Origin of the sequence: Mucilaginibacter inviolabilis, from assembly GCF_011089895.1 — a bacterium.
Taxonomy (GTDB): Bacteria; Bacteroidota; Bacteroidia; order Sphingobacteriales; family Sphingobacteriaceae; genus Mucilaginibacter; species Mucilaginibacter inviolabilis.
On record NZ_JAANAT010000001.1, the window covers coordinates 463,551 to 489,292 of the forward strand.

General features: G+C 37.2%; 21 protein-coding genes. 10 read left to right on the top strand and 11 right to left on the bottom strand.

Features of this window, described 5'->3' with window-relative positions; genetic code table 11:
- Window position 1 precedes the first annotated feature (1 nt).
- The 5 genes from G7092_RS01735 to G7092_RS01755 form a co-directional block, all read right to left on the bottom strand.
- A complete protein-coding gene (locus G7092_RS01735; protein WP_166085586.1) occupies window positions 2-601 on the bottom strand; it encodes a toxin-antitoxin system YwqK family antitoxin in 600 nt (199 codons plus the stop codon).
- Between the two features lie 4 nt (window positions 602-605).
- Window positions 606-1,094 (bottom strand): hypothetical protein, encoded by a 489-nt coding sequence (locus tag G7092_RS01740; protein ID WP_166085588.1) that lies wholly within the window; start codon window positions 1,092-1,094, stop codon window positions 606-608.
- 1 nt (window position 1,095) lies between these two features.
- Window positions 1,096-2,055 carry a fibronectin type III domain-containing protein gene (locus G7092_RS01745; protein ID WP_166085590.1) on the bottom strand — a complete coding sequence of 320 codons (960 nt, stop codon included), beginning with the start codon at window positions 2,053-2,055 and terminating at the stop codon, window positions 1,096-1,098.
- Between the two features lie 548 nt (window positions 2,056-2,603).
- Entirely contained in the window at window positions 2,604-3,758 is a 1,155-nt protein-coding gene (locus G7092_RS01750; RefSeq protein ID WP_166085592.1) for an RteC domain-containing protein, read from the bottom strand.
- Window positions 3,759-4,774: 1,016 nt separating this feature from the next.
- A complete protein-coding gene (locus G7092_RS01755) occupies window positions 4,775-5,110 on the bottom strand; it encodes a hypothetical protein (protein ID WP_166085594.1) in 336 nt (111 codons plus the stop codon).
- A 452-nt stretch (window positions 5,111-5,562) separates the two neighbouring features.
- Here G7092_RS01755 and G7092_RS01760 point away from each other — a divergent pair, with 452 nt between their 5' ends.
- The 7 genes from G7092_RS01760 to G7092_RS01790 all read left to right on the top strand — a co-directional run bounded on the left by G7092_RS01760 (window position 5,563) and on the right by G7092_RS01790 (window position 16,121).
- Window positions 5,563-6,210 (top strand): RNA polymerase sigma factor, encoded by a 648-nt coding sequence (locus tag G7092_RS01760; RefSeq protein ID WP_166085596.1) that lies wholly within the window; start codon window positions 5,563-5,565, stop codon window positions 6,208-6,210.
- Entirely contained in the window at window positions 6,197-6,754 is a 558-nt protein-coding gene (locus tag G7092_RS01765; protein WP_166085598.1) for a hypothetical protein, read from the top strand. The genes G7092_RS01760 and G7092_RS01765 overlap by 14 nt, the downstream gene beginning before the upstream one ends.
- 145 nt (window positions 6,755-6,899) lie before the next feature.
- Entirely contained in the window at window positions 6,900-8,249 is a 1,350-nt protein-coding gene (locus tag G7092_RS01770; protein WP_166085600.1) for a hypothetical protein, read from the top strand.
- A 150-nt stretch (window positions 8,250-8,399) separates the two neighbouring features.
- A complete protein-coding gene (locus G7092_RS01775) occupies window positions 8,400-9,455 on the top strand; it encodes a FecR family protein (RefSeq protein ID WP_166085602.1) in 1,056 nt (351 codons plus the stop codon).
- Between the two features lie 314 nt (window positions 9,456-9,769).
- Window positions 9,770-13,171, top strand: coding sequence for a SusC/RagA family TonB-linked outer membrane protein (locus G7092_RS01780; RefSeq protein WP_166085604.1), 3,402 nt, complete (start codon window positions 9,770-9,772; stop codon window positions 13,169-13,171).
- 27 nt (window positions 13,172-13,198) lie between these two features.
- A complete protein-coding gene (locus tag G7092_RS01785) occupies window positions 13,199-14,581 on the top strand; it encodes a RagB/SusD family nutrient uptake outer membrane protein (protein WP_166085606.1) in 1,383 nt (460 codons plus the stop codon).
- Window positions 14,582-14,600: 19 nt separating this feature from the next.
- Window positions 14,601-16,121, top strand: a complete 1,521-nt coding sequence (locus G7092_RS01790) for a TlpA family protein disulfide reductase (RefSeq protein ID WP_166085608.1) — start codon at window positions 14,601-14,603, stop codon at window positions 16,119-16,121.
- 43 nt (window positions 16,122-16,164) lie between these two features.
- Here G7092_RS01790 and G7092_RS01795 read toward each other — a convergent pair whose 3' ends face one another.
- The 4 genes from G7092_RS01795 to G7092_RS01810 form a co-directional block, all read right to left on the bottom strand.
- Window positions 16,165-16,521 carry a hypothetical protein gene (locus G7092_RS01795; protein WP_166085610.1) on the bottom strand — a complete coding sequence of 119 codons (357 nt, stop codon included), beginning with the start codon at window positions 16,519-16,521 and terminating at the stop codon, window positions 16,165-16,167.
- Window positions 16,518-16,994: a MauE/DoxX family redox-associated membrane protein gene (locus G7092_RS01800; RefSeq protein ID WP_166085612.1), complete on the bottom strand. Its 477-nt coding sequence runs from the start codon at window positions 16,992-16,994 to the stop codon at window positions 16,518-16,520. The genes G7092_RS01795 and G7092_RS01800 overlap by 4 nt, the downstream gene beginning before the upstream one ends.
- Window positions 16,995-17,262: 268 nt before the next feature.
- Window positions 17,263-17,952 (bottom strand): Crp/Fnr family transcriptional regulator, encoded by a 690-nt coding sequence (locus G7092_RS01805; protein WP_166085614.1) that lies wholly within the window; start codon window positions 17,950-17,952, stop codon window positions 17,263-17,265.
- Window positions 17,953-18,036: 84 nt separating this feature from the next.
- On the bottom strand, window positions 18,037-18,972 hold the full coding sequence (locus G7092_RS01810) for a response regulator transcription factor (RefSeq protein WP_166085616.1): 936 nt from the start codon (window positions 18,970-18,972) through the stop codon (window positions 18,037-18,039).
- A 593-nt stretch (window positions 18,973-19,565) separates the two neighbouring features.
- Here G7092_RS01810 and G7092_RS01815 point away from each other — a divergent pair.
- Window positions 19,566-22,400 carry a lantibiotic dehydratase gene (locus G7092_RS01815; protein ID WP_166085618.1) on the top strand — a complete coding sequence of 945 codons (2,835 nt, stop codon included), beginning with the start codon at window positions 19,566-19,568 and terminating at the stop codon, window positions 22,398-22,400.
- Here G7092_RS01815 and G7092_RS01820 read toward each other — a convergent pair.
- Complete coding sequence (locus G7092_RS01820; protein ID WP_166085620.1) at window positions 22,360-23,316, bottom strand: sensor histidine kinase; 957 nt, start codon at window positions 23,314-23,316, stop codon at window positions 22,360-22,362. The genes G7092_RS01815 and G7092_RS01820 overlap by 41 nt on opposite strands.
- Before the next feature lie 234 nt (window positions 23,317-23,550).
- On the opposite strand from G7092_RS01820, the gene G7092_RS01825 reads away from it, so the two are divergent.
- Window positions 23,551-23,712: a hypothetical protein gene (locus G7092_RS01825; protein WP_166085622.1), complete on the top strand. Its 162-nt coding sequence runs from the start codon at window positions 23,551-23,553 to the stop codon at window positions 23,710-23,712.
- Window positions 23,713-23,738: 26 nt separating this feature from the next.
- On the opposite strand, the gene G7092_RS01830 is transcribed toward G7092_RS01825, so the two are convergent.
- Window positions 23,739-24,482 carry a LytR/AlgR family response regulator transcription factor gene (locus tag G7092_RS01830; protein WP_166085625.1) on the bottom strand — a complete coding sequence of 248 codons (744 nt, stop codon included), beginning with the start codon at window positions 24,480-24,482 and terminating at the stop codon, window positions 23,739-23,741.
- Window positions 24,483-24,966: 484 nt separating this feature from the next.
- On the opposite strand from G7092_RS01830, the gene G7092_RS01835 reads away from it, so the two are divergent.
- Entirely contained in the window at window positions 24,967-25,716 is a 750-nt protein-coding gene (locus tag G7092_RS01835; protein WP_166085628.1) for a LytR/AlgR family response regulator transcription factor, read from the top strand.
- Window positions 25,717-25,742: the final 26 nt, after the last annotated feature.

Below are 25,742 nucleotides of genomic sequence, written 5' to 3' on the forward strand. Positions count from 1 at the left end.
ATCAGGAAGCAGGTTTTGCCTGTGAAGGTGTCTTCTTTTTGAAAATATTGATCCGCTTGAGGAAAGTACCTGATTTTGGAGGTATTATTTTGCCTTTTTTATAGCGAATGGTTTTGGCAGAGTCCGTTCCTGCGTTGAACGAAATAGGGCCATCTAACTGGTTGTGAATATATCTGCCAGATTGAATGACTTTGCCATTTGCATTATAAATATTAAACGGCCCCGACCAGCTACCATTTTCCCAGGTAAATAACCGAATCAGTTTACCGGCTTTATCCCAGTCTTTCCATACCCCGTTTTTTAAACCCTTTTCAAAGGTACCTTGTGTTTTCAGGTTTTTATTGATATAATATTCTTCATAGCTACCGTTTAAAAGCTGGCCGCTGAAACCTCCCTGCAGCAGATGAATACTGCCAGTCCCATACCAGTAATAGGTCAGTTCAGGATTAACATTGGGCATCGATGTCACAGGTAAAATCTCGGCCCGTATCATTTTGTCAGTATCATTGAGTCTGATCTGATGAATACCATAATCCGGCATTTTTTGAGCTAATAAGATACCTGGGCTACAGATCAGTAATAAAGTAAATAACTGTTTCATAAAGTTATCGGTTTGGCTTTATAAATTTGGTTTGACCATGATAGCTGATTTTGATCGAATCGCGCAGGTTTTTAAGTAGTTTTAACTGTTCGGTACTTTCACCCTCGGTCATCATCACTTCTTTTCCGTTGATATGTATAATAGCTATTAGTTTTTTTGAACCTGGATTCTGGATATACCCCATGTAGTTGATCGCAGTCCAATTTATTCCAGGTGTAATGGCAACTGGTATACTTCGCGGAACATTTTTTTTTGTACTGACCATTGTTGTGTCTTTGATTGGAACTATGCCAAAAGGATCACGATAATTAGATTGCAAATGGCTGGTATCTTTTGGTATAGCATAGTCATCATAAGGTTCTTTAATCTTCGTTACTGAGGTAGTTAAAGGTTCAGGACTATCCCCAACGGCTACAAAAATACGATAAATGACCATCCCCCAAACAATCAATACCAGCAAACCTAATAAGTAGATGAATTTTTTGTTTTTCATTTTACTGCAAAACAAAACTCCTTAAATCACTGGACTGGCCCTCGTTGCCTGCCGCATTGATCGCGCTCACTTTCCAAAAGATGCGTTCACCTGAGCTGCCCGCATTAAAACTAAAGCTGGTTGTATTTACTATTACTGGAAAGGTATTGTTATAAGGTGTATTGGAATCACTCTTGTAAACGCTTAGCTTATATTTAACCGCGGAAGTGACAGTATTCCAGGTTAAACTAACCGGTTGGCTTATTGTTGCATTGTTTTGAGGCTGATTTAGCGTAACCACAGCCGGACGCGTATTATCATAAGTGATTAGGTAAATGGTTGACCATTTAGATTGTTCTGTATCGTTTTCTGCACGTACCCGCCACTGATAAACCTGATTCTTGGGAAAAGTGAACGCGAATTGTTGTCCTGGTATTATCTGATCTTTGACCACGGTACTTTCATTCGCGAAATTATTAGAGTCTATCTGGATGTGATATTTAGTAGCGTTATACAAAGAACCCCACTTGAACGTAACAGCGGCCTGGTTGGTTAGAGTATTGTTAGCCGGAGCGGACAGCATGATTGTTTGACCTGTTAAGGAAGACGCTAATACAGTGAAGTCTAAAGGTGCAGAATAATTTGTTTGTGAACTTCCGTTCTCAGCTCTTACACGCCATTCATAGTTTCCGGGATTCATAGTCAGTGAAAACTTGGTACCTTTAACAAGAGTATCGATGACTAGGCCTCCGATGGAATCGAATGTCGGAGTAACTACTTGTAGGTGGTATGATAAAGCATCTTCCACCTCATTCCACCAAAAGTTGATGGTATAGCTAGTACTTTGATATTGATTGGCAGGCGCGTTTAGTTGAACCTGTCTTTTGTTGATGGATGGTTCAATAAATTCCTTACAGGAGGAAAGTAGGTTGATCGCGAATACGGTGATCAGTAAAGGAAAAAATAAGGATTTAAGTTTCATCTGCGCTCTTAGTACATTAGCCTTTAAAATTATATATTATAAACTGAATTTGGGTATTGTTTTTGCAATTATCAATGGGCGATCAGACGGGGAGTTATTACATGGAAAGTTTATGCAAGGTTATTTGCTCGCAATAGCTCTATTCTTGTATGGATCCTTGTAAAGGCATTATCGGCCTTAATTATTAGCTTTTTTCTTTAAACCGGTATTATTAATGTATTGATAAACAAAGATGATTGTAAAAAAAGAACCCTCTAAATCAGTGATTTAAAGGGTTCTGTTATAGAAAAATTCTACTTTGTGCGCCCACCTGGGCTCGAACCAGGGACCAAAAGATTATGAGTCTTCTACTAATCAATTTTAAGCAACTGGTAATCAGCTGCTTTGCAGCGATCTTTTTTGTACTAACAATTATTTATCAATTATTTACAAGAAAAGTCGCAAGCCACAATTTATAAGAACGAATAACGGTGATTTTTATAATTGAAGCTTATTCAAATATAAGCAGTACTACTGGATAACTAAAATGAAAAATCTAAATATTAAACTCAAGTGGGTGAATAGGCATCCCCTTCTTCCACGTAATTTAAAAATTCTTCAACGAGGGTATCCAAGAACTTTGATGGCCGCGTTGACTTTCGCATTTTGATTTCTGCAAATCGATGCGAATAACGGGATAAGCTTATACCGAACGTATCTTCAAACCAATTTGCCAATTCGCTGATCATTACTTTACTGCCTCTGGTACGCATATAAACATAAAGTGCATAAGCCAGTTCAACTAGGTCCGATTTGTCGCCTGGCCATTTGGTTTTTAGTTTTTTACCAGGTTTTTGTAATGGAGGATTCGTTTCACCCGCTAATTCTTTTAAGTAGTTTAATCGTTTTCCGCGACGTTGCAACCATTTCAGTTCTGACTTTAAATAATTTTTTAATTGCGTCGCTAACGCAGAATTGTCCAGACACAAACCACAACTATCCCGTAATCCGAGATTTTCAATATGACGCTGCCTTTCCATTAGATATAATTCATTATTAGCTAAATCTGTTAAGCTATTGCCAATAGGCTTGCTGTAATAGCTTATTAAGTATTCTGAAAAACCGGGGTGATTAAAATTAACGGAGATGAGATAGTCAATTAATGGTTGTTCCGTGGGCAACTGTTTGTATTTTTTAAGCCAGAGGACCAAGTCTGAAAGCAATTCCTCGGCGTTATTCGAAAAAATACCTTTTTGGTTAGTGTCTTTGATCGCATCAATAATCACTGTAGATATACTTGGTGGTACGGCCAAATTATGGAAGATTTCCTTGATTTGTTTTTGCAAACCTGCTATATTAATTTTGATCAACATTCGCTTATAATTACTTGGGTAGCAGCCATAAGCAAGTAAGCGTTCCAGGCGATCCAGTAACAAATGCAGCTCAACTCTTCGATGTCTCCTATACTGCTCATAAATACGATTACTGAGCCCGCTAAATGCTTTTAAGATAGATGCTTGTTCATTTTCAGAAATCAGAAGGTGAATTTCAATTTGGCTTAGCAATTTATCCCAAGAATTTAACATAGTTACTGGAATGGTACCTCCGACCAATGATGATATTATTTCCCATTGTGTAAATAACTGTTTTATCAAATTAATCATAAGTAAAAGTTGTTTGTTAAAAATCAGCTTCTGAAGAGCGGTCAATAGCTTTTCGCCCATGTTTAAGAAGTGCAAAACTAAAAGTCGATATATGATTGATATATAATCAAATCAGGTATTCTTGATCATTAAATTGTGTGAAATTCCATGACAGAAAGTTCATAATCTACCAAATCAGTCTGCTTTTAATGTTAAGAGTCTAAATTTGCCATATCATACTGCGCTGAAGCTCGGCTAGCATTCTAAGGCTTACCGTATTATGGGGCTTTACAAACTATATACCTTGTCAAAGAAAAATCAACAAATTTTACTTTGAAGCAATCCATTGCCGAAATGGTGATTAATATTCAAGTCCGCGATTTTCTTCGTAGAGGATTTACTGCTGATAATATGATAAGACCGCAAAGGCAAGAATGAGGGTTTGATGAGGTAGAAATATCTGCATATTCGTGCTGAAAAAAGCAGATACCAGAAGCTAAAGTATTTGTAGAAAACTATCTTATATTATAAATGAAATTTAAAAAGAAAGAGTGTAATAGTCCGATATTGTAAATAATTTGAATTAAGTCGTATAAAGGAAGAATATTACTGAAAAGATAATAGTCTTAAAGGATGATTGCTTTATAAATCTCACACCGACCGCAGACGCTATATTAAATCAGCAGCTATTTGAAAGATTTGCGATGTTACTTTTTAAAAGTCAAAAATTATGAAAGTAAGTTTTACGGAACAGTAGTATCGTAACTATTAGGTAAGTTGATTCACTTAATATTCTCAATTTGATGATCGGTTAGCCACTTAAGAAAAGCTTCTTTGTCTTTGGGGGAAAAATGGATAATAGTTTTATCCTTTAAAAGGATTGTAATGACCGTAGAAGATGGTATATATTTGCTCAATAAAGTAATATCGTAATCAAAATCGGGAAAGGTCTGAGATAAAGGCATGAGCAAATAAAAACGTAAATATATTTCATCTTGAAATATTTACGTTGTTCATTTTGTTCAGTAAATTTAAAGGGTTAGCAAAAAAATAATTGAACATTAAATAAGGTGGTAAAAATTGAGCGAAAAAATTCTTTAGGTTTTTTTGCTATAATATTTAATTCTATTCTTATTAACCCTCTCCAATTCCGTACGCATTAACTGTTTCTTTATAACCTTCATTATATAACTTTCATCAACATCCAGTACAATTGAAATCCTGATAATTTCAGAAGGAGTAAATTTTTCAGGATGAAATAATTTCGAACCATACCGACCTTGATTGATTCCAGTTAATGCCGCTATTTTTGTTGAACTTAATTTTTCCAAATCACTCATTTTTTCAATTTTTCCGTTCTCAAAAGCAGCCTTTATTAACGCTAAATCTTTATCTTTTTGTTGTGCTTTAAACTTAGCATTATCTTCTTCCATAGTATTAAAGACCAATTTCGGAAGAATTAATATTTAGGTCTTTTTTTAATTACATATATGTAATTAAAAAATTACTCATGTGTAAATTATTTTTATTAGATTTACCTTTACATAACATATAATTAGAAAAGGTAAATGATTTAAATATTTTTGCAGCACCATATTAGACGGAATTAAGGTGCTCACCAAGAGCCTCGCAACCACACGAACGTAGGAAATTCAACGGAAGCATAGAGGACAAGTGAGCGCCTGGTAATACACCTGTAATTTATTACAGGCTACCAGGCCTACTTGCGATTTAGCTTCCCAGTATTGCCTTCGGGCAATAGAGACAGGTGCTTTCGAGCGCTTCGCCTCACCGATCCTACGCGGTCTGTCGTGTGTTAATCAATAGTAGCCTGGCCCCTTTTGGGGGTTAGTTGCATTGTCGAGGTTATTCAATCCCTACGACAATGAGTAATGATTATCACAAATCAAGTAATGAAGTAAACTTATCTTTCCTACTTCATCAGCTCCAACAGGGCAGCGAACTTGCTTTTTCTAAAATTTACGACCATTTCAGTAAACCGCTATACCGCAACATTTTATTCTTAGTTAAAGACGAAGAAATTGCTCAAGAACTTTTACAAGAGCTTTTCTTAACAATATGGATAAAACGCGAACAAATTGATCCTGACAAGAAAATTTCAGCTTTTTTATATAAGACAGCAAACTGGTTAGTATTAAAACACTTTAGAAAGATTGCCCAGGATAAACGCCTAATCAATCATTTGATAATTACTACTGTAGACCATGTAACCCCTACAGAAGATATTATAATTGACAAGGAAATTCATGACCTGTTAGCTCGTGCGATTGAAAACCTGCCCCCACAACGAAAAAAGGTTTTTAAGCTCTGTAAATTTGAAGGCAAAAGTTATCAGGAAGCCGGCGAACTCTTAGGCATCTCAACAGAAACAATCCGAAATCAAATTGTAGCCGCTAATAAGTCTGTAAAAGAATTTTTTCTCTTACACAATGATGTAGCCATACTGTTTATTACCTGCTCCATATCCTTAATACATATTCAAAATTACTTTTTCAATTATGGTAACTGCTGAACAAAGGCTAAGTTTTATTGACGAAGATTTGCAAATTGCGTTAATCTTTCTCAATGATTTTTTTTCAGCGGGCATACCGAAAGAGCATCGGAAGGATTTAAAAATATGGCGCCATTTCGTTATTAACGAAAAGCAATATACAGGCCGGCATGGGGCCGCCCATGTCCTTGCCGTTTATGAGGAGACTTTGCAGTTAGTAGAAGCCGCTGATCATTTACTGAAATATCGTGAACTTTTATCATTATACGTTTTAAGCGATAAAAATCGGATCGAGCAGGAAAAAATTGATTTGGAATATTTCCCAAGAGATCTTCCAAGCAAACAACTTTTAAACCCTTTAAAGACAATAAAAAAGTTTTTTAAGGAACTAACATTAGAGCAATATAAAGATATACTTCATGAATGGCTGCATGTTGCATTGTCTAATAAAGCCGCAACTGAAACCCTTACTGCCAAAGACGTTATTGATGTTTATGAAAATCTGCAAAAGTTGTATTCCGCTACTTGGCTTATCAATCGGAGAGTTTTGTCAATAAAATTTTAAAAGACCCTAATTTTAGTATCCAAAGAAATTTCCAGATGTCTCCGCCACTAAATCGGGGAAATGGCGGCTATGGTACAAATAGTAAACTCAATACGGTTTTACCTTAACAGATTGGCAGCAGGAAAGAAATCGCTAAATTCACGGCATGAGCAAAAAAATCCTTATCTTATTATTTTTCCTGGTTTCTCAGTTGGTATATGCGCAGCAAAAAACCATCGACAGCCTCACCCGTATTTATCGCTCTGCCACGGCAGACACACTTAAAATACAGTATGCTTATCGCGTGGCAGCCGTGGTTAAAGATCTTAGTGTTGCCTCGCGTTTTATCGAGGAGGGGCTGAGACTGGCACAACAAATCCATAACCCCTACTATATCAGCTATGGTCAGCTTTATAGGAGTGTGATTTATCAGAGTCAAGGGAACTACCCGCTGGCAATCAAAAATGCTTTTTTCTGCTTAAAAAATGCACAGGAGACCGGTAATCCATACCTGATCCTGACAGCATATGACAACATCGGTGGTATTTATGATGACCAGAAAGATCAGCAAAAAGCTATTTATTATACGCAACAATCTATTAACTGGATCAGGAAGATAAACAATAAACATAAGCTGGCGAGTGCTTATTACTATATGTCCTATTATTATGATAAGTTGGGCCAACCCCGGCAGGCGTTGGTTTACGACCAACGCGCCAACGAACTGGCTGGACAGTTAAATGATGAAACCTTAAAAGGACAGGTTTATGTGGGCATGGGACATACTTACCTGTTGCTGAAACAACCCGAGATAGGTTTGCCATTTATTTATAAGGCTTTGGCGCTACTCAAAATGCGCAATCTCGCCGTTGTTACGGATGCATATACTTTCCTGTCTGATTATTATATAGCTGCTGGCCCGCGAGATTCGGCGATCAGGTATTCCGAAAAACAATTGGAGATTTGCAAAAGCATTCCTTATGAGAACGGTGTGATGGAGGCAGCTAACAAGCTGGCTAAACAATATGACGGCTATGATCAGAAAAAAGCGACTTATTATTATAGGACGGCGCTGGAACTTAACCAAAAACTCTTCGATTCTGAAAAGACCCGTGCTTTTGAGAACCTGGTTGCAGCTGACGAGCAGGAGCGCCGGGAGCAGGCCGAAAAACAACGCGAAGCGGAACAGGAGCGGAAAGAAGATCTACAGCTGATCGCTATTGCGATATTCATTCCAATATTCATTCTTTTGATCTTCCGTTTACGCCGCACGAGGCTTCACCGCCGGGTTATTGATTTCCTGGGCGTTCTTTCTCTATTATTAGTGTTTGAGTTTATTACCCTGCTCATTCATCCCTTCATAGAACGTCTGACGGGTCACAGGCCTGTATTTGAGCTGCTGATTTTAGTTGGCCTGGCGAGTGTATTGGTGCCCGCACATCATGAATTGACCCACCGGCTGAAGGCGCGGCTGGCTGTGCCTCCTATTCCCAAATTAAAGGAACAGAAGGGCTAAACCAACAGCGTTGCATATTAGAAAAATGACAACTTATCAAAAGTCTAAAACATTCTCATAAAAAAGAAAATTAACAGATTTTACAAGAAAAATAAAATTCGAATAGCCCCTTTTGGGCACTAACGGTTATTGTTGGGAAATTACCCAACAGTGAAAGATCGGACTTATATTGAAACCCTTTTCCGCAAACACCTCGATTTTCAGTGTACATCTGCTGAAATCAAAGAACTTTTTAAGTTAATCAGTAAGCAAGAGAACGAAGAACTTTTCAATGATTTAATTGCTGATGAACTGACAAAAGATATGCCTGAACCGATGTTGCCGAAATCGGAGGATAGAGCAATCGACAAGGTAAAATCAGTTTTATTAAGTGAAATTCGGGCACAAATCCCTGATACTAAACCGGTAAAATCCCCCTATAAAATTCCTAATACCTGGCTGAAGATCGCCGCCGTATGGTTGTTCATTGGTTCAGCAACCATATTTATGTTATTCAGGCATTTCACTAACAGAAATGAAAATCAAATTATCCCACAAATCCAACAGTTAGCAACTCAAAAAGGTCAACGAAAATTAATCCAATTATTCGATGGCACCAAGATATGGCTTAGTCCGTCCGGCAGTTTAAGATATGCAGATCAGTTAATAAATAATTATCGAGAAGTTTGGCTGGACGGCGAAGCCTTTTTTGAAGTTGCTAAAGACAAAACCCATCCATTTATCATCCACAGTGGACGGATGCAGACACAAGTTGTCGGTACTTCTTTTAATATCAAATCTTTTAGCAAGCAGAATATTTATAATGTTACCGTAGTCACTGGCATTGTCAAGGTTTCCATGTTGTCGCCGCAAAAGGAAAAGCTGTCAGAGGTTATCTTAAAGCCGAAACAACAGGCCATCTACAATAACACGCAAGGAACATTAACCGATAAAACAGTAGCAACGATTGAGCCTGTAATAAAAAAAAGGAATGGCATCCTAAGTTATGACGGCACGCCAGTGCCGGATGTCATTGCGGACTTTGAGCATTATTATAATCAGTCCATAGAATTAGAAAACAAGTCAGCAACCTGTCTTTGCTATGGCGAATTTGACACAACGAAGCCGATAGAGATTGTATTACGCCAACTGGCCGAAGCTATAGGCGCTACTATTAAACAAACAGATAAAGGATATTTTATAAAGGGGGGATGTAGTGACAGATAGCATAAGAATAAGATAATTAAGGAATGCTGTTTCAGGTAGTCAATTAATCAAATTTTAACGAACACACTTAACTGCAAAAAAATGAAAAATTGCTTTACGGGGATGGTATTGCCCTTTTTGTGGCTTATTCGACAGTCACCACCGCTAATCGGCCTATCAGGATTACGTATCATATTCTCACTTAACCCAATTATTTAAACATTATGCTCCGATATTTACGCTCCAGATTAAGATACAAGTCATTTGTATTAACCCTTGCCACAACGTGCTTTTTAAACTGCGCGCTGGCAACCGAAACAGCGCGGTCACAAGACTTGAATAAGCGCATTACCATTGACATTGAAAAGAAAACATTAAAAGAGACGCTCGACCAAATTTCTAAACAAGCGCACATAGGAATAATATATAGTAATGCCAAAGGCATTCTAAAAAATCCTGTAACTATTCATGCAAAAGATCAGCCAGTCAGTAAAGTGCTGACTGATCTGTTAGCGCCACTCACACTGACTTACGAAATTATAGGCGACCAAATCGTTGTAAAATTCGATAATACAAACTCCAGGCAGCCCACGCAAGAGCAAGGTCAAAAACAGGGATTTCCAATAAAGGGCAAAGTTACCGATGGTAATGGATCACCCTTGCCTGGGGCCACGATAAAAATTAAAGATGGGCCAGCTTTGGCAACAACGGATAGTAAAGGCGAATTTGAAATTAATAACGTTGCTGACAGTACAATTTTACAAGTTTCATTTGTCGGGTATTTGACCAAAGAAATTACAGTAACAAATTCAAACTATTTAATAATTGCGCTTGATAGTGGCAGCAATCAGCTTAATGAAGTATCGATAGTATCAACCGGCTATCAGACTATTCCTAAAGAAAGGGCGACTGGTAGTTTTGTTCAAATTGACAACAGTCTTATAAATCGTTCAGTTTCTACTAATATTTTAGACCGACTAAATGGTGTTACAAGTGGATTAACGTTTAATAACAACAATGCACATCAGTTTCAGCAAGCTACCATTGAAATACGCGGGCGAGCAACTTTATTTTCCAATCCCAACCCATTGGTAATAATAGATAATTTCCCCTACGATGGTGATTTAAATAACATCAACCCAAATGACATCGAAAATATTACCATTTTAAAAGATGCGGCGGCAGCATCCGCATGGGGCTCTCGAAGTGGTAACGGTGTAATAGTAATAACTACAAAAAAAGGACGGTTAAATTTAGCTCCGACCGTTAGTGTTACAGCAAATACTACCATTGGCGCAAAACCTAATCTTTACTATAGACCCCAACTAAGTTCAGCTGAATATATCGGGGTCGAGCAATTTCTTTTTAATAAAGGTGCCTATAATAATACAATCAATAATGGTTACGGCGCGCTGTCTCCCGCCGTAGAAATTTTCGTTGCAAGGCGAAACGGAACTATTTCGATTGCAGACTCGCTCTCTCAAATAAATACTCTAAAAAGCTACGATGTAAGACAGCAATTACTTAAATATTTCTACAGGCCGAGTGTAAATCAGCAATATCAAGCAAGTATCAGTGGCGGTAGCGCTTCGCAGAAGTATTTTGTATCAGCGGGGTATGATAATGACCTTAGCAATTCGGTTGGAAGTGCTTATGATAGAGTAACATTAAACGCCAGTAATACCTACTATTTTTTAAAAAACAAGCTTGAACTATTTTCCAATTTAATTTACACGGGAAGTAAAACCAAATCCGGTACTACTTTTCAACCATCCTATCCTTACACCCAAATAGCTGATGCTAATGGCAATCCTCTGCCCGTGGCAAACACGCTCCGGCTTTCTTATGCATCTACCGCAGGTAACGGCCAGCTTCTTAACTGGTTGTATCGGCCTCTTGATGAATTAAATAACGGTTACAGCACGGGCATTACTAACCAAACAGATTATCGAATAAATGTTTCGTTAACTTACAAGATACTAAAAGGCTTAAAGGCTTCCGCACTATATAGTTATGAAAAAGGAATTACTGAGAATAACACTGTAAATGAACTACAATCTTATTACACCCGGAACCTGATAAATACCTTTACACAAATTGATCCCGTTACTGGCACTGTAACTTATCCAATACCATTAGGGGGAATCTTAAATAATAGCCAAACAGATATCAGTTCGAATGACGGTCGTTTTCAGTTAAACTATGAAAATGTTTGGGGTAAACACGCTTTAAATGTTGTTGCTGGTACTGAGATTGATAATTATAACTCCATCAATAATACTTACGCCTTCTATGGATACAATCCCGAAACTGGGACAAATCTTAATTCTGCAATAAATTTTACGGGAATTTATAATAATTTCTATAATAGAACAACTGTACAAATAAATCCTAACACTTCTCAATTAGGTGCTGTTAACAGGTTCTTTTCTGAATATTTTAACGGCTCTTATATTTATGATGATAGGTATATAGTTTCATTAAGCGCACGGCGCGATGAGTCGAATCTCTTTGGGGTTTCGGAAAATCAAAAAGGTGTGCCATTATGGAGTGCTGGAATAGCTTGGGTTGCCAACAAGGAAAGTTTTTATAAAATTGACTGGCTGCCTCAATTAAAAATTCGAGCTACCTATGGATATACCGGCAACGTAAATACCAGTGTATCTGCTTATTTAACGGCTATGAGTGGTACTCAAACGCTGCCTTATAATCAAACCTATAACTTGATCGTCAATCCTCCAAATCCATCCTTACGCTGGGAAAAGGATCAAAACTTTAATATCGGGGTAGATTTTGGCATTAAGGATGACAGGCTTAATGGCAGTATAGATGTTTGGCGGAAGAATGGCATGGACCTGATTGGAAATAGTCCAATAGCGCCGCAAACCGGCATTACTCTTTATACTGGAAATTCAGCCAATACAGTAACGAAGGGAATAGATGTGCAATTAAATAGCATTAACCTTAATGGCGCATTTAAATGGTTTACAACCCTGTTATATAATCAGGTTCAAAACCGCGTGACAAATTATAAGGTAAGCAACGGTAGTAATCTAAATGTTGTTTCATCAAATTACAATAACCCGCTTCAAGGTTATCCATACTATTCCATTTTTAGCTTTAAATATGCCGGACTGAATGCATTAGGCAATCCACAAGGCTATTTAAATGGTCAGATCAGTACGAGTTACTCTGGAATTATGAATTCCACAAATCGTAATGAACTTGTCTATAACGGCCCAGCGACACCAACTTCATTCGGGAGCCTGCTTAACACCTTTAAGTATAATGGGTTTGACCTATCATTTAATATCATGTATAAGTTGGGCTACTATTTTAGGAGAAATTCTTTAAATAATAGTTCGCTTTATAATGCAGCCGGAGGCGTGAGCAGTTACCAGCAATCTGATTACGAAAACCGATGGCAAAAACCAGGGGACGAATTAACCACAAATGTCCCGGCTTTGATTTATCCTGCAAATACTTCCCGAACAAATTTATATACCTATTCCAATGTGTTGGTAGAAAAGGGAGATAACATTCGTTTACAGGACATTCGATTAGGTTATACGGTAAAAAGTAATCCTCGCCTGCCTTTCAAAAATCTGAATTTTTTTGTCTATATGAACAATATAGGTATTCTTTGGAGGGCAAATAAATACCATATCGACCCGGATTATCCTACCGGCTTTCCAATTCCCCGGACTATCGCTTTTGGTGTAAAGGCGGATCTATAATTAAGTGCTTACCATAACAAAACGGAAATGAAAAATTTAAAACAATGCATATACATCATAGGGTTATTCGCTCTTTGTTCTTGTAATAAAACTGAGTTCCTGGATAAAAAACCGGCTTCAAATATTCTAACCCCTACTTCCCTAACCGATTTTCAAGGACTCCTCGATAATACCACCGTCTTTAACTTGACAGGAGGGCTTGATCAACTTTCATCTGACGATATTAGCGTTTCAGACAATGACTGGCCAAATGGCATACCTACAGAAAGAAATGCATATATATGGGCAAAGGACATTTATGGAGGTGATGTTAATATTTCAGATTGGAACACATTATACCAGCAAGTTTTCTATGCCAATAATGTATTAGATGGACTCTCTAAATCAGACAGCTTAGCAACCTCACAAGCACAATATATAAAGGGGCAGGCTTTATTTGACCGGGCATTTGCCTTTTATGACCTCACCCGTACTTTTTGTAAGGCTTATGATGCGTCAAGCGCAAGCACTGATTTAGGTATTCCGCTAAAACTTAAATCGGGGATTGACAATATCCAACAAAGGTCAACCCTTCAGCAAAGCTTTGACCAGATTTTTAGTGACTTAACCATAGCAACCAGTTTATTGCCCGCAATACGCCCATCCACAAATTTAAACCGTCCTTCAAAAATTGCAGCCTATGCTCTTTTAGCACGCATCTATCTTGACATGCGGAACTATCAGCAAGCTGAGGCAAACGCAGATCAGGCATTGAATTTATATAGCACACTCATTGATTATAATACAGTAGATACTACAACCGATAATCCGTTTACCCCAACGAACAATAATGAACTAATTTACAGTACCGCTCAGGTCAACAGATACGGCGATTTCCCAACGACTGCTAACTTTTCGTTAGGAAGAATACCTTCTACTTACATTAATTTATATAAATCGGATGATCTGCGACTTTCTATTTATTTCGGAAAGTTTTCTGATGGCACCTATTATAGAAAGGTTGGCTATTATGGGTTGGGATATTATCCATTTACTGGTTTTGCAACGGATGAATTATATCTAATAAAAGCAGAGTGCCTGGCAAGAGATGGACAAACGAGTGCTGCAATGGATAAGCTAAATCAATTGTTGGTTAAACGGCATAATAAAGCAACGCCTTTTATACCCTTAAGGGCGTCTTCAGCAGCTGACGCTTTATCTACAATATTGACTGAACGTAGTAAAGAATTGATTTGGCGTGGAGTGCGATGGTATGACTTAAAACGATTTAATAAAGAAGGAGCAAATATTACTTTAACCCGTGTTCTTAACGGCACAACCTATAGTTTACCACCTAATGATAATCGTTGGGTAATGCCTATTCCGAGCGATGAGATCGCTTTGAGCGGTATCCAACAAAATCCAAGATAATTCAAATTTAAATAATCCAATGAAAATACTTTATAGATACTTTCTAATAATTGGGATAATTATTAGCTATATAACTTTTACCGTTAATAGTGCGCTTGCACGAAAAAAAAATCATAATTTATTCACTGTTGTAGATGTTATTGTTGAAGCTCCCATCATGATTAACAATGATTCACTTGAATTTAACATGAGTATAAATGATATTAATACTGCTTCTAAAATAGAGACAGACTATTATACATTTAAGATAACGGGCCACAAGACCAGGCTTATTATCCCATTGTCAACTTTTTTAAATTATGGAAGGATTTCCTTAATGGACAATAGATTAGAGGCATTGCGGGATATTAACCACGCCAATAATTTATTTATTTTTCAATCGGGAGATACCGTCGAATTACACTTAACAAACAAAAAAAATCAGGCCTATTTCTTAGGAAAAGACGCTGACAAGTATAATTGCATGTATCGTATCGGCAATAATAATCATCCTAATAACATCAAAAAATTTAATCTGTTCCTAAAAGATAAAAATTACGAAAGCGCATACAATTACTGTAAATATCAAAGAGACTCCTTATATAATGTGCAATTAAATATTTTAGATAATTATAAAACAAAACTAAGCACTAAAGTATTTCAGTTGATCAAAATTGATTGTTGGAGTCAGAATAATCAACGTGTTATTGATCAATGCTCTGTACCTTTTATGATTGAAGGCCAAGCTGATTTTCGTGATGCCGCAAAGAAAATATTTTTTAAATATTATTCAAGCTATAATACTTCTCCATCTGATAATGACTCTTTATTGCTAAAATCTTATAACTATTGCGATTTTTTAATTGCCAAAGAAGTAGCATTTGCTCGGCTTTCTAAGACAGAAAACCCCAAAAACGATGATGTTAATTTTAAAAAGATTAATGACGAAATAAACTCACATTATAGAGTAGGGATAATTAAAGATAAAATTAAGCTTTTAGCCTTTTTAAATATTGACAGATCCAAACAGGGTGACTTTATTAACTGTATCGACGAAGCAATAGATGAGGCAAAAGTTGGACGCATCCAATTTGCCCTATCGCAAATTAAGAATGCTAACGAATTAGGGGCAAATGCATATCCCTTCAAATTTCCTGATAAAGATGGTAAGGAAATTTCATTAAATAATTTCAAGGGTAAATTAATTATAATCGATTTTTGGTTCACTGGTTGTCATGGATGTCTCGGTATGGCAGAAGCTTTGAAACCCATTATAGAATCTTACAAATCCAATCCTCATATAGCATTTGTATCAATAAGTATTGACAGAGACAAAAATTTATGGATAAAAAGTTTAAAAGAAGAAATGTACAGTAGTAAATATGAAATAAATTTATTAGAAGGGATGAATGGTCACTCTTCTTTTGTTAAAAATTATAACATAGACTCATATCCAACATTGCTAATAATTTCAAAACAAGGAAAAATAATTACTACCAGTCCTCCAGATCCACGGACTGATAAAACTTCTTTCATCGATTTTTTAACCCAACACTTGTAAAAAAAGCTTAGGTTATAAATTTATAACCTAAGCTTTTTTATATTTAATATAAGGCTGCGCTTGATCCTGATGCCGGACTTAACCAACCATTTGAAACATAATCGTCAATATCGTCGGCCGAATAGGAGGATTGATCCGGTATATTAGCCTTGCCGGTTGTTGTTACAGAATAAGCGCACTGCCTGGTTGCGGTGCTGTGACACATCCCTGTATTTACAGCGCTCTGTTCGGTAAAATTATCTAAGGTCGGTTGAACAATAAAATTGTCAACTATCAATCCGGCCTTTAAAGCCTTTGATACTCTAACGTAATTATTACTTTTTGCGCTTGTGAATGCGCTAAAACCGATTGCCATTGCACCTACCAATAGGCCAAAGGCGATTTTTTTAAAATTTTTCATTTCCTTTTAATTTTTGAAGTTTTATATAAATGCATTAGCCAGAGAGCAAATATTGCTAATCCTATGAATGCAAGATTGAACCATATATGCTGGCCCCAGCTTAATTTTTCGATGGCACCCCCACAGTGACATGGTAAGTCTTTCTCCCAAGTCATCGCGCTGATGATATAGATCGTAAACGACGACATCGCTGCAATAAAGCCATAAAGTCCGGCTTTGGCAGTTCGCGGGATTAATAACAACAAAGCGACTAAAATCTCAACAACCGGAACGGCAAAAGAAATGAATACAGCGAAACCACTGATGAGGTGTACTCTTGTCAGGCCCGCGAGGAAACGGGCATGATCGACTATTTTGGCGTAAGCGGTATAAAGGAATAACGCCATGCATAACCAGCAAATGGCAGTTATTATTTTTTCCTTCGTCGATGTCGGAACCTGAAATTTTGTATCGTTTGTAATGATGCTTTCCATAACTGTAAATATTGGGCCATCTGTCTAATTCGTAACTTTAGTTACAGGCGGGTACATAACCTGCCGATGATTTGAAAACTCTTTGTCACTAAATGATCCTTTCTTTTTTGTATTACCGTTTTCAGGTAAGCGGTTAAGTATTTAATTCAGGGTTATCGGGGTTTGTAACTAAGAGTTAAAGTTACACGCACCTGTTGTGAATACCACTACACCTATGTGGCGAAATGATTTAACATAGGTTATTCAGAAAGTTAACACAGGTTAAGCCCTAAACGGAGAACCCGTTTTTTGGATAGCCTTTTGCCTTGATCAGACGGCTGAGCGACTGCGGAGCGATGTCGATATAAGAGGCAATAATTCTTTTGGTGATCTTTAATTCTATTTTCGGATAATGTTTCAAAACCTGTTGGTACCGTTCCCATGCGGATAAACTAACCAGGTCGTGGCTTCTTTTGGCAAAATGAGCACTGTAGTAAGAAGTCATACGGAAGGTGAATGCCTCCGCATAGGGAAATGATTGATAGAGGTCGTCCAACTGTTGACGGGAGATAAAAAGCAGGCTGCTTCCCGCCATTACTTCTATATTAATGCCGGATGGCATTTTCTCAAAAAAACCGGATGGATCGGTAACGATGGAAAGCTCATCCCAAAGGATTACCGTACGCTCCTGACCCGTCTCCCTATCATAATAGTAACCTCTCGCAAAACCCTTCTCTAAAAAATAAATATACAGAGCCTCTTGTCCCTCGCTAAGTAAAAGTTGATTGCGCTGATGATAACTATGTCCGATAACACTATCCAGATATGCCATTAATCTCTGACGTTCATCCTGGTCTGATAATGCCGCCGGCAGATTTTTTACATTAAATAAATGTTTATATAATTCCTCTGCTGCCATGGTCCTGATCTTAAATCCAATACTTACTACCGCTATCGCGATGGCTAAATTTGTGGTCAAAATTAGTTTGGATATTGAATGCTGTAAATGCTCAGATCGGGTATTTATTCTTATTAAATAGTATTAGTTTTCATGACAAACCGTTTAAGTTACCGAACTGTGGTGACTCTGCAATTTGTAAATCAATGCTGCTCGATTTTTTACAGCTGCTTTGCGATAGGCATTTTGAATATGCTTTTTAACCGTGTTTTCTGAAATAGACATCAGATCAGCGATCTCTTTATTACTCCGCCCCTTGTATAAATGTTGAATGATCAGGATCTCCATTTTGGTAAGATCAAAATGTAAGCAGTTAGCCTGAAATAGATATGGATTTGTTTCTCCAATTGTGATCGCGTTTTCCTCCAGATATTCCAACATAGCACGCTTTGCAGATTGATAAAAGAATATAATCGTAATAACAAAGAAACCCAAATTGGCGCATAAGCTTTGTACAACCTGCCCAACTTCCAGCCAGGCAAATACGGTCATAGGTACCCAAGGCAAGATGGCGCAGTAGACACTTATCTCTTCTAAATAAAAATGATCATTTCTATTCTGCCGATACCGGATCCTGATTGCACGGAAAATGACCCAAAGTAATACGAGGGAATAAGCGAAAGGCAAAATAACACCGTAACTGACGTCTTTTTTAAGTTCGCCGTTGATAGTGTACATAATAACAAAGAATAGCATATAAGGTAATATCAAAAACAGCGGCACTCCATAAAGAACATGCTTCCGCAAGACTGTAAGATCAAATTCCTTGTAAAAATAAAACGGGAAATAGGATATAATGATAAACGTGGTACCATAAGCGATCATATTCTGGGTTTTAACCGGTAAAGCGATATTGGGATCAGGAAAAAGTCCGTTGGTTACATTATACAGTAACAGTAAAAGCAACAACATAATATACCATCCCCTGTGCCTGTCGCGTAAACGGTAAAAATATCTCGCCATCTGCCAGATAAACATGCAAAACTCCAGTAAGATGAAGCTGAAAGTCACAATATGTATTTGTGTTCCTCGGATAAGCATAGGCCTATATAATTAAACTGGTTCAAGTTATTAGGAACAAAATATTCCCGAAATTTCACTGCGCTTCCGCCACTCAATTTCCCCACTAACAGAATTAACATGCTGATCCGTCTAAACTTTTAACGTTTATTCCTGATCAGCCGACCAGCTTTAATTATTTGAGTAGATGTAAAAAATATCCGCGGCAGCCTGCTGCTCATCGTATCATAACACAATAGCTCACCTTATTTGGTGCGTGTTAATCTGCAATTTCACATAGGTTAATCAAGCCGCTCTAAATTAATCATAGTTTAAGCCAACTTTCTTTACTCCGGATGGGAATATCGCCCGAATTTCCCCCTTTCCGTACCGAAAAAAAAGGGCTGTGACATGCTTCTGACAAATTCTTATTTGAGCGCCGACAATTTTTTTGAAAAATCAGTCAATAATTTTAATCAATAGATAAATTATTCCCATGACTAAATGAAATCAATTTAATCCTGTAAACCTTCTTTTCTATCCTGAAAATTAACCGATCTATAAAATTTCGAAAGTAGAAAAACAAATGCATCATTTCTTTGAGCCTGATAAATTAAGAATTAAGCAGTTAGCTAATGAAAAATCCGATTAAATTAAGTTTGCTAAGCTATGCACTCTGCAGGAGCCCGGCATTTAGCTCCCAGGATGAATTAGGGGAAAAATGGAATGAGTTGAAAAAAATGATCAGGCTTACTTCACCTTCGTTTTACAAATTGATAAAAGATTACGACAAGAACGATCTTAAGGCTCTAAGCAGCAAGATGGGTTTTACGGTTTGGAAGTATTTTAATCGCACGAAATTCAGACCTACGCCATTTGGGAAATTTGCAGCCATTTCTCTGGTCCCAGTCTCTGCATCACCAGGACTGCCAATTGTGTTAGCAAAGAACTTGTCTGTACATCATTTCATTGACTGGCAGGCAATTACTGAACTTACGATTGATCGTACAACACAGGCCGTTAATGCCCAATGGTTCATTTCCAATTCAACCGTTTATACGGTTGCCCAAAGCATTCGGTACATCCGCGTTAAGGATGGTTTTTTCGAGTTAGCATCGGTTTCGCATTTTGATGAATTAGTAGTGTTACTGGATACTTGCCGGACAAAAACATCACGCATGATCATTTATGAGAAAATGGCCATTGCCTTTAATATGTCAGCGCACCAGGTTACCTCGCTGCTTGCGCAAATGCTCTCGCTTCAACTTTTATTTACAGAAGATACGGTTAATATTACAGGACAAGACTATTTTCAAAGAACAGGTATTCGTGGTAAAAGCGGGTTTTGCTCGTACATGATAACCGAAAGAAAGTGGTTGTCAGGAGCATTAGACGCTCAGGCTATGCGCGAACTACCCCAGGCTCTAAACTTTCTGTCTAAATATTTGCCAGATATCGAAAACAAAGACTTAACTAATTTTCGCATAGCCTTCTTAAAAAAATTTGAAAATACAGTAGTGCCTTTAATGACCGCGTTAGATTCAGAGATTGGCATTGGATATGCAAGCCTCGGTGAGCAACAAGCGGATTTTCAAATAAAGGAAATCTTAAAGGATCTAAGGGGCGATGACAAAGATGAACAACATATTTTGTATTCCGGATTAAACCGCTTTCTGATAGCCCAATTGATGAAAGGCGGCACGATTAGACTGGATGAGTATAAAAATGAAGCCGAATTATCCGCATTGCCTTTGCCTAACACGTTGAGTATTTTATTACGTTTTTGGAAAAACCAGCCTATTATTGAAAACGCGGGCGGTTGCACTGCGAACGCTTTGTTGGGCAGGTTTACGATAGCCAATGAAAAACTTGAACATTTCGGCAGAGAGATAGCAGAAATCGAAATAAATGCAAACCCCGAAATCCTGTTTTTTGATGTGGCGTATCAACTCGAAAAGAAGGTTGACAACGTAAACCGACGAAAACAGTTATATGCATATGAATTGCCGTTAATGAGTTGGTCATGCAGCGAAGAGCCATTGTCTGTAGACGACATCTACGTTACGGTCCGCGGTTCCGAGATTATTCTCTGGTCGAAAAAATACCATAAGAGAATGATGCCACGAGTGCCTTCAGCCTATAACTACACACGTTCCGATCTTTCCATATTCAGGTTTCTTTGTGACCTGCAACATCATCAAATCAAGTCAGATCTGAATATGAAATTGTCATATATTTTTCCAGGTCTTAATCACTATCCCCGCGTTTGCTATAAAAATATAATCATTGCGCCCGCAAGTTGGAAACTTCCGGCTGAACTTTTGCATTCCATGGATTCAGAAACCGAGGTGACACGTCGGGTGAAATTAATAGAGTGGTTGCAAGGGTTGGCAATAAACTTTCCTTTTACATCTGGTAATCATGACCAGATTCTCACTTTCGATCCCGCTGATTCTACTGATATGGATGCATTCGTATCTTATTGCCTTCAATCTAAGGATCAGTCTATTTATATTTCTGAGGCATTAATTTCGGACTATGATTTACAAATAGCTGATGAACACAAAAAGCATATCGCGCAATTTATTGTCAGCTATAAACATGACCACCCTATATATAATCCCTTTAAAGTAAATATTCCAGAAAACAGGTCAGACGCGGCTCAATTCTTTTCTCCGGGCGGGAAATGGTTATATTTTGAAATATACTGTCATCCGGCTCGGTCGAATGAAATACTGATCAGCAGGCTGAACTTATTATTGGCTGAAATTAAACAACAGCTTTGCAAATGGTTCTTTGTCAGATATGATGAGCCGAAGCCTCACTTGCGAGTGAGACTGCAGTTGAAAGATATTTCAGAAGGTTATGACATTATGGGTAAACTACGGCTTTTGCTCGAACCTTATCTTATAAGTGGTTTGGTTTCTGATATCCAGGTTAAGACATATTTTCAGGAAACTTTACGGTATGGTCGTGAGCGGATCAGTGTTGTGGAAAATCTGTTTTTTAAGGATAGCAAATATGTACTTAGGCTATTGGCAAAAAACAAAAGCACAGATGAGCTTTATCTATTAACACTGGTATTGATGAATAATGTCATTAAAGCAACTTTTGAAGACTTTACCGAACAGCTCAAATTTGTTAAAACAATGGCCGATAGTTACGGGACCGAGCTGAAACTGTGTGCGGCGAATTTTAAGTTGCTAAATCAGCGGTTTGAGGCACTTAAGCGCATGTTACATACGGCCGATATACAAGTGCCCAGTGAAATTTATCGCGCATATCACAAATTGTTAGGCAAAACAAGCGGCATTACGGACAAGCAAAATTTATTGGCAGACATATTTCATATGCATGTTAATCGCCTCTTTATATCGAATCAACGCACGCATGAAGGTTTTTTATACCAATTTTTAGGTAAACTACTGGTTAGCCAACACTCGCAACCAGCTTCGGTAGCGGAATGTTAAGCTGTAAATAGAAGTGATTGGTCGAGTCCACGCGGTAGTCAAAGACGAGATCTGCACCGTAGGAAAACCTTAATCTCTGTTCGATATTTTTCAGCCCTGTATGTGAACCTGTTTCTGCTGAATTTGTGGAAACCAGGTTGTAAGTATTGATATAAAAAAAATCTTCGTCCAGATAGATATTGATAACAGCCTCATCGGCGGAGACATTGAGGTTGCCGTGCTTAAATATATTTTCAACTAACGTTAATAAAACTAAAGGGATCAACCGGATCTTTTTGATCTTTTCGTCATAATTTAATCTGAAACAAAGGTTATGGTTTCTTCTCATTTGGTTTAAATAGATTAAATTTTCAGCTTGTTCTATTTCGTCACCCAGATAAATATAGTCCCCCATTTTATCTGAGTCAACCGCATACCTCATCATCTCTGTTAACACGATCACCGCGTCGGCCGCAATCGGTGACGAATCATCAATGCTGTGATAAATAAAATCAAGCGTGTTAAAAAGAAAATGTGGATTAATCTGCGCTTTCAAAAATGCGTTTTGCGCTTTAGTCAGCTCCTGTTCCGCTTTCTGACTATTTATGATATCATTTAAATGTTGTTTTTCCAGTTCATTTGTCTTTATTTTTTCCTTCGAATAAGTGATCAGGTAATAATAACCAGTAGAAAAGCCCAGAAAATAACCACCTCGGTACAGCATACTAAATACATAGACCCAGGAAAGGTGAAAACTTGTTTCAGAATGCACCACACCATTGAGGATTAATAATTTGTCTATGCAGAAAGATATTACAACGAAGCCGGCAATTTCAAGAATGACAAGAGGAATGCGCCAAACTATATATTTTTTTAAACGTAAAGCCCAGGGAAAAAAAAGTTCAGCGTGGATATAAAATAAAATGATAGCGGCCAAATAATGTAATAAATAACTTAGCGGATGACCAAAAACTCCGGATATATAGCCTATCAAGACAGATTCATAAAAAATGAATATCGTCCATACGAGCAGATGTACCCTATATTGTTTAAACCATTTTTGAAAATTCTTATTCATGTAAACTCTTTTTTTTAAATAGAAATCTTACCGTTCTATATAATATCATTTGTTACGGATCATTTTCGTCCTAAGTTTCCCGAAAAAAAAATCATGAAACACAAAAATTTCAAAATCAAAGACAGTACGCTTTTTGTGTACAGAGGCAATGCCGGTTCAAAACCTACAGGGGGAACTGACGTGCCGACCGATCCCACAACAACAATGATCACCATAACCAAAACGGGGATGCTTCATGGTGGACGTTCGAATTAAAAGGGGTTGAATAAAGGCGGGCGAAACTAAGTCTTTCGCCCTGCCTTTATCAATCTTTCAGTCAAAAATGCTGAAAAATCTTTACGATAATACTCTCCAACCGTTATTTGTAGCCCCGTAACCATTTTAATCGTATTGCCATCTATGGATTCGATGTGTCTTTTCCCGATAATGAAGCTCCGCTGGAACTGTACGAAAAACTGCAAATGCCTCAGCGTTTTTGAGATTTCAGATAAAGACATGTAAGTAAGTATCTTCTTGCTTAAAGTATGTATCTGCACATAATTTAACTTGCTCTCAACGGCTACGACATCCGAGTAATTGATCTTGACTATTTTTAAATGCTCATCTTTATTTTTCACGAAAAAGAAATCGTCAGGAGATATTGACAAGTCTTTGGGACTCTCATTCGCTGGAAATATCCTGGCAAGTGTGCCGACAAATTTTGATATGGTATAAGGCTTCAACAAATAAGCATCGGCTTCAACTTCAAAGGCTTCATATCCGTACTGCTTATAAGCCGTAGAAAAAATTAATTTTCTCGTTTTTTTTCTGATCTCCCTCGATAAATCTATGCCGGTGATACTAGGCATGTTAATGTCTAACAATATCAAATCGACCATATCTCCATTGATGATTTCTTTCAATGCCTCTAACGGGTCCGTATAAGATTTTATAAGATAAAGATTAGGCATAGAATTAATATAATTGGTCAGCCAATTAATCGCAAAGGGTTCGTCGTCTACAACGATACAAGCATGTTTTTTCATGGTAAATAAATTATTTATTTTGATAGATAATGGTGAAGAACAGCAATCGAATCGGGCTCGATATTGTAATATGAAATTCAATAGTTTTTGACTCTTAAAAAGGGCTCGAAAAATGAGCTAGCGTCAAATTTGCTTAATAAAAGAAAATCCACCTGTTTATGGAGAAAAATAACCTCTTCAGCTAAGAAATAGGGATCTAAACTTTTTTACGATTAATTTTAAAGATTGGGTAATTTTAAGGGTAATATAAAAGTCAATTACTTTTGTATGCTTTGCTGTGGCGTATTCGATGTAGATCACAACTTGATGATTAGTTCGTAAAGGTTCAGGATTGGTGAATTGATAGAAAACAATACATTCATTCATTGGAAACTTATTGTAACTATGTGGAGATATGATCAGTTAATCATAATAATTACTTCTTAGTCAGCTAGACCTAATTAGAAAACCAACTCTTCATTTCACTAATTGTAAAACGAGACGTATGTTAAACTGTGTGATAATTGACGACGAGCAATTTTCAATAGATGCGATTAAAAAATATATAGATTTGATCCCACGTTTATATGTAGTGGCGATATATACTGATCCAGGAACGGCATTAGAACAGATAAGTGCTGAAAACAATATCCATATGCTGTTTATGGATATTAATATGCCTAATATATCGGGACTGGAATTAGCACATGCATTAAGATCAAAAACTCAAAAATTAGTTTTTACCACTGCTCATTCAAAATATGCATTTGAAGCATTCGAGACCGATGCAGATGCTTATTTGTTAAAACCTTTCACCTTTGCGAAATTTTCGACGATGGTGAATCGGTTGTTTCCCGCAGATACAAAAGTTACCGACTATTATCGCGAACAAAAGATAGAGGATAATTACTTCTTAGTGAAAAACAAAGAAGAAGATCTCCGCATCGTGAAAGTTTTATACAAAGATGTAATCGCTTTTGAAAGTGCGCACAACTATATCAGGATCCATCTGGCGGATAACAAAATATTGACGGCCTATCTTACAATCAAAGACATTCTGCAACTACTCGATTCTCGTGAAGGATTCAAGCAGTTTCACCGCGCTTTTATTATTTCTACAAATTGCATTAATTATATAGAAGGCAATACGATCAAAATGACCAATAACCTAACGTTTACAGTTGGCGAGAGTTATAGGGATAATTTCATTACGTATTTGTCCAGTAAGTTATTTAAAACTTCACGGAAAAAATAATTAACCTTTCTCTGGAATTTTTCCAA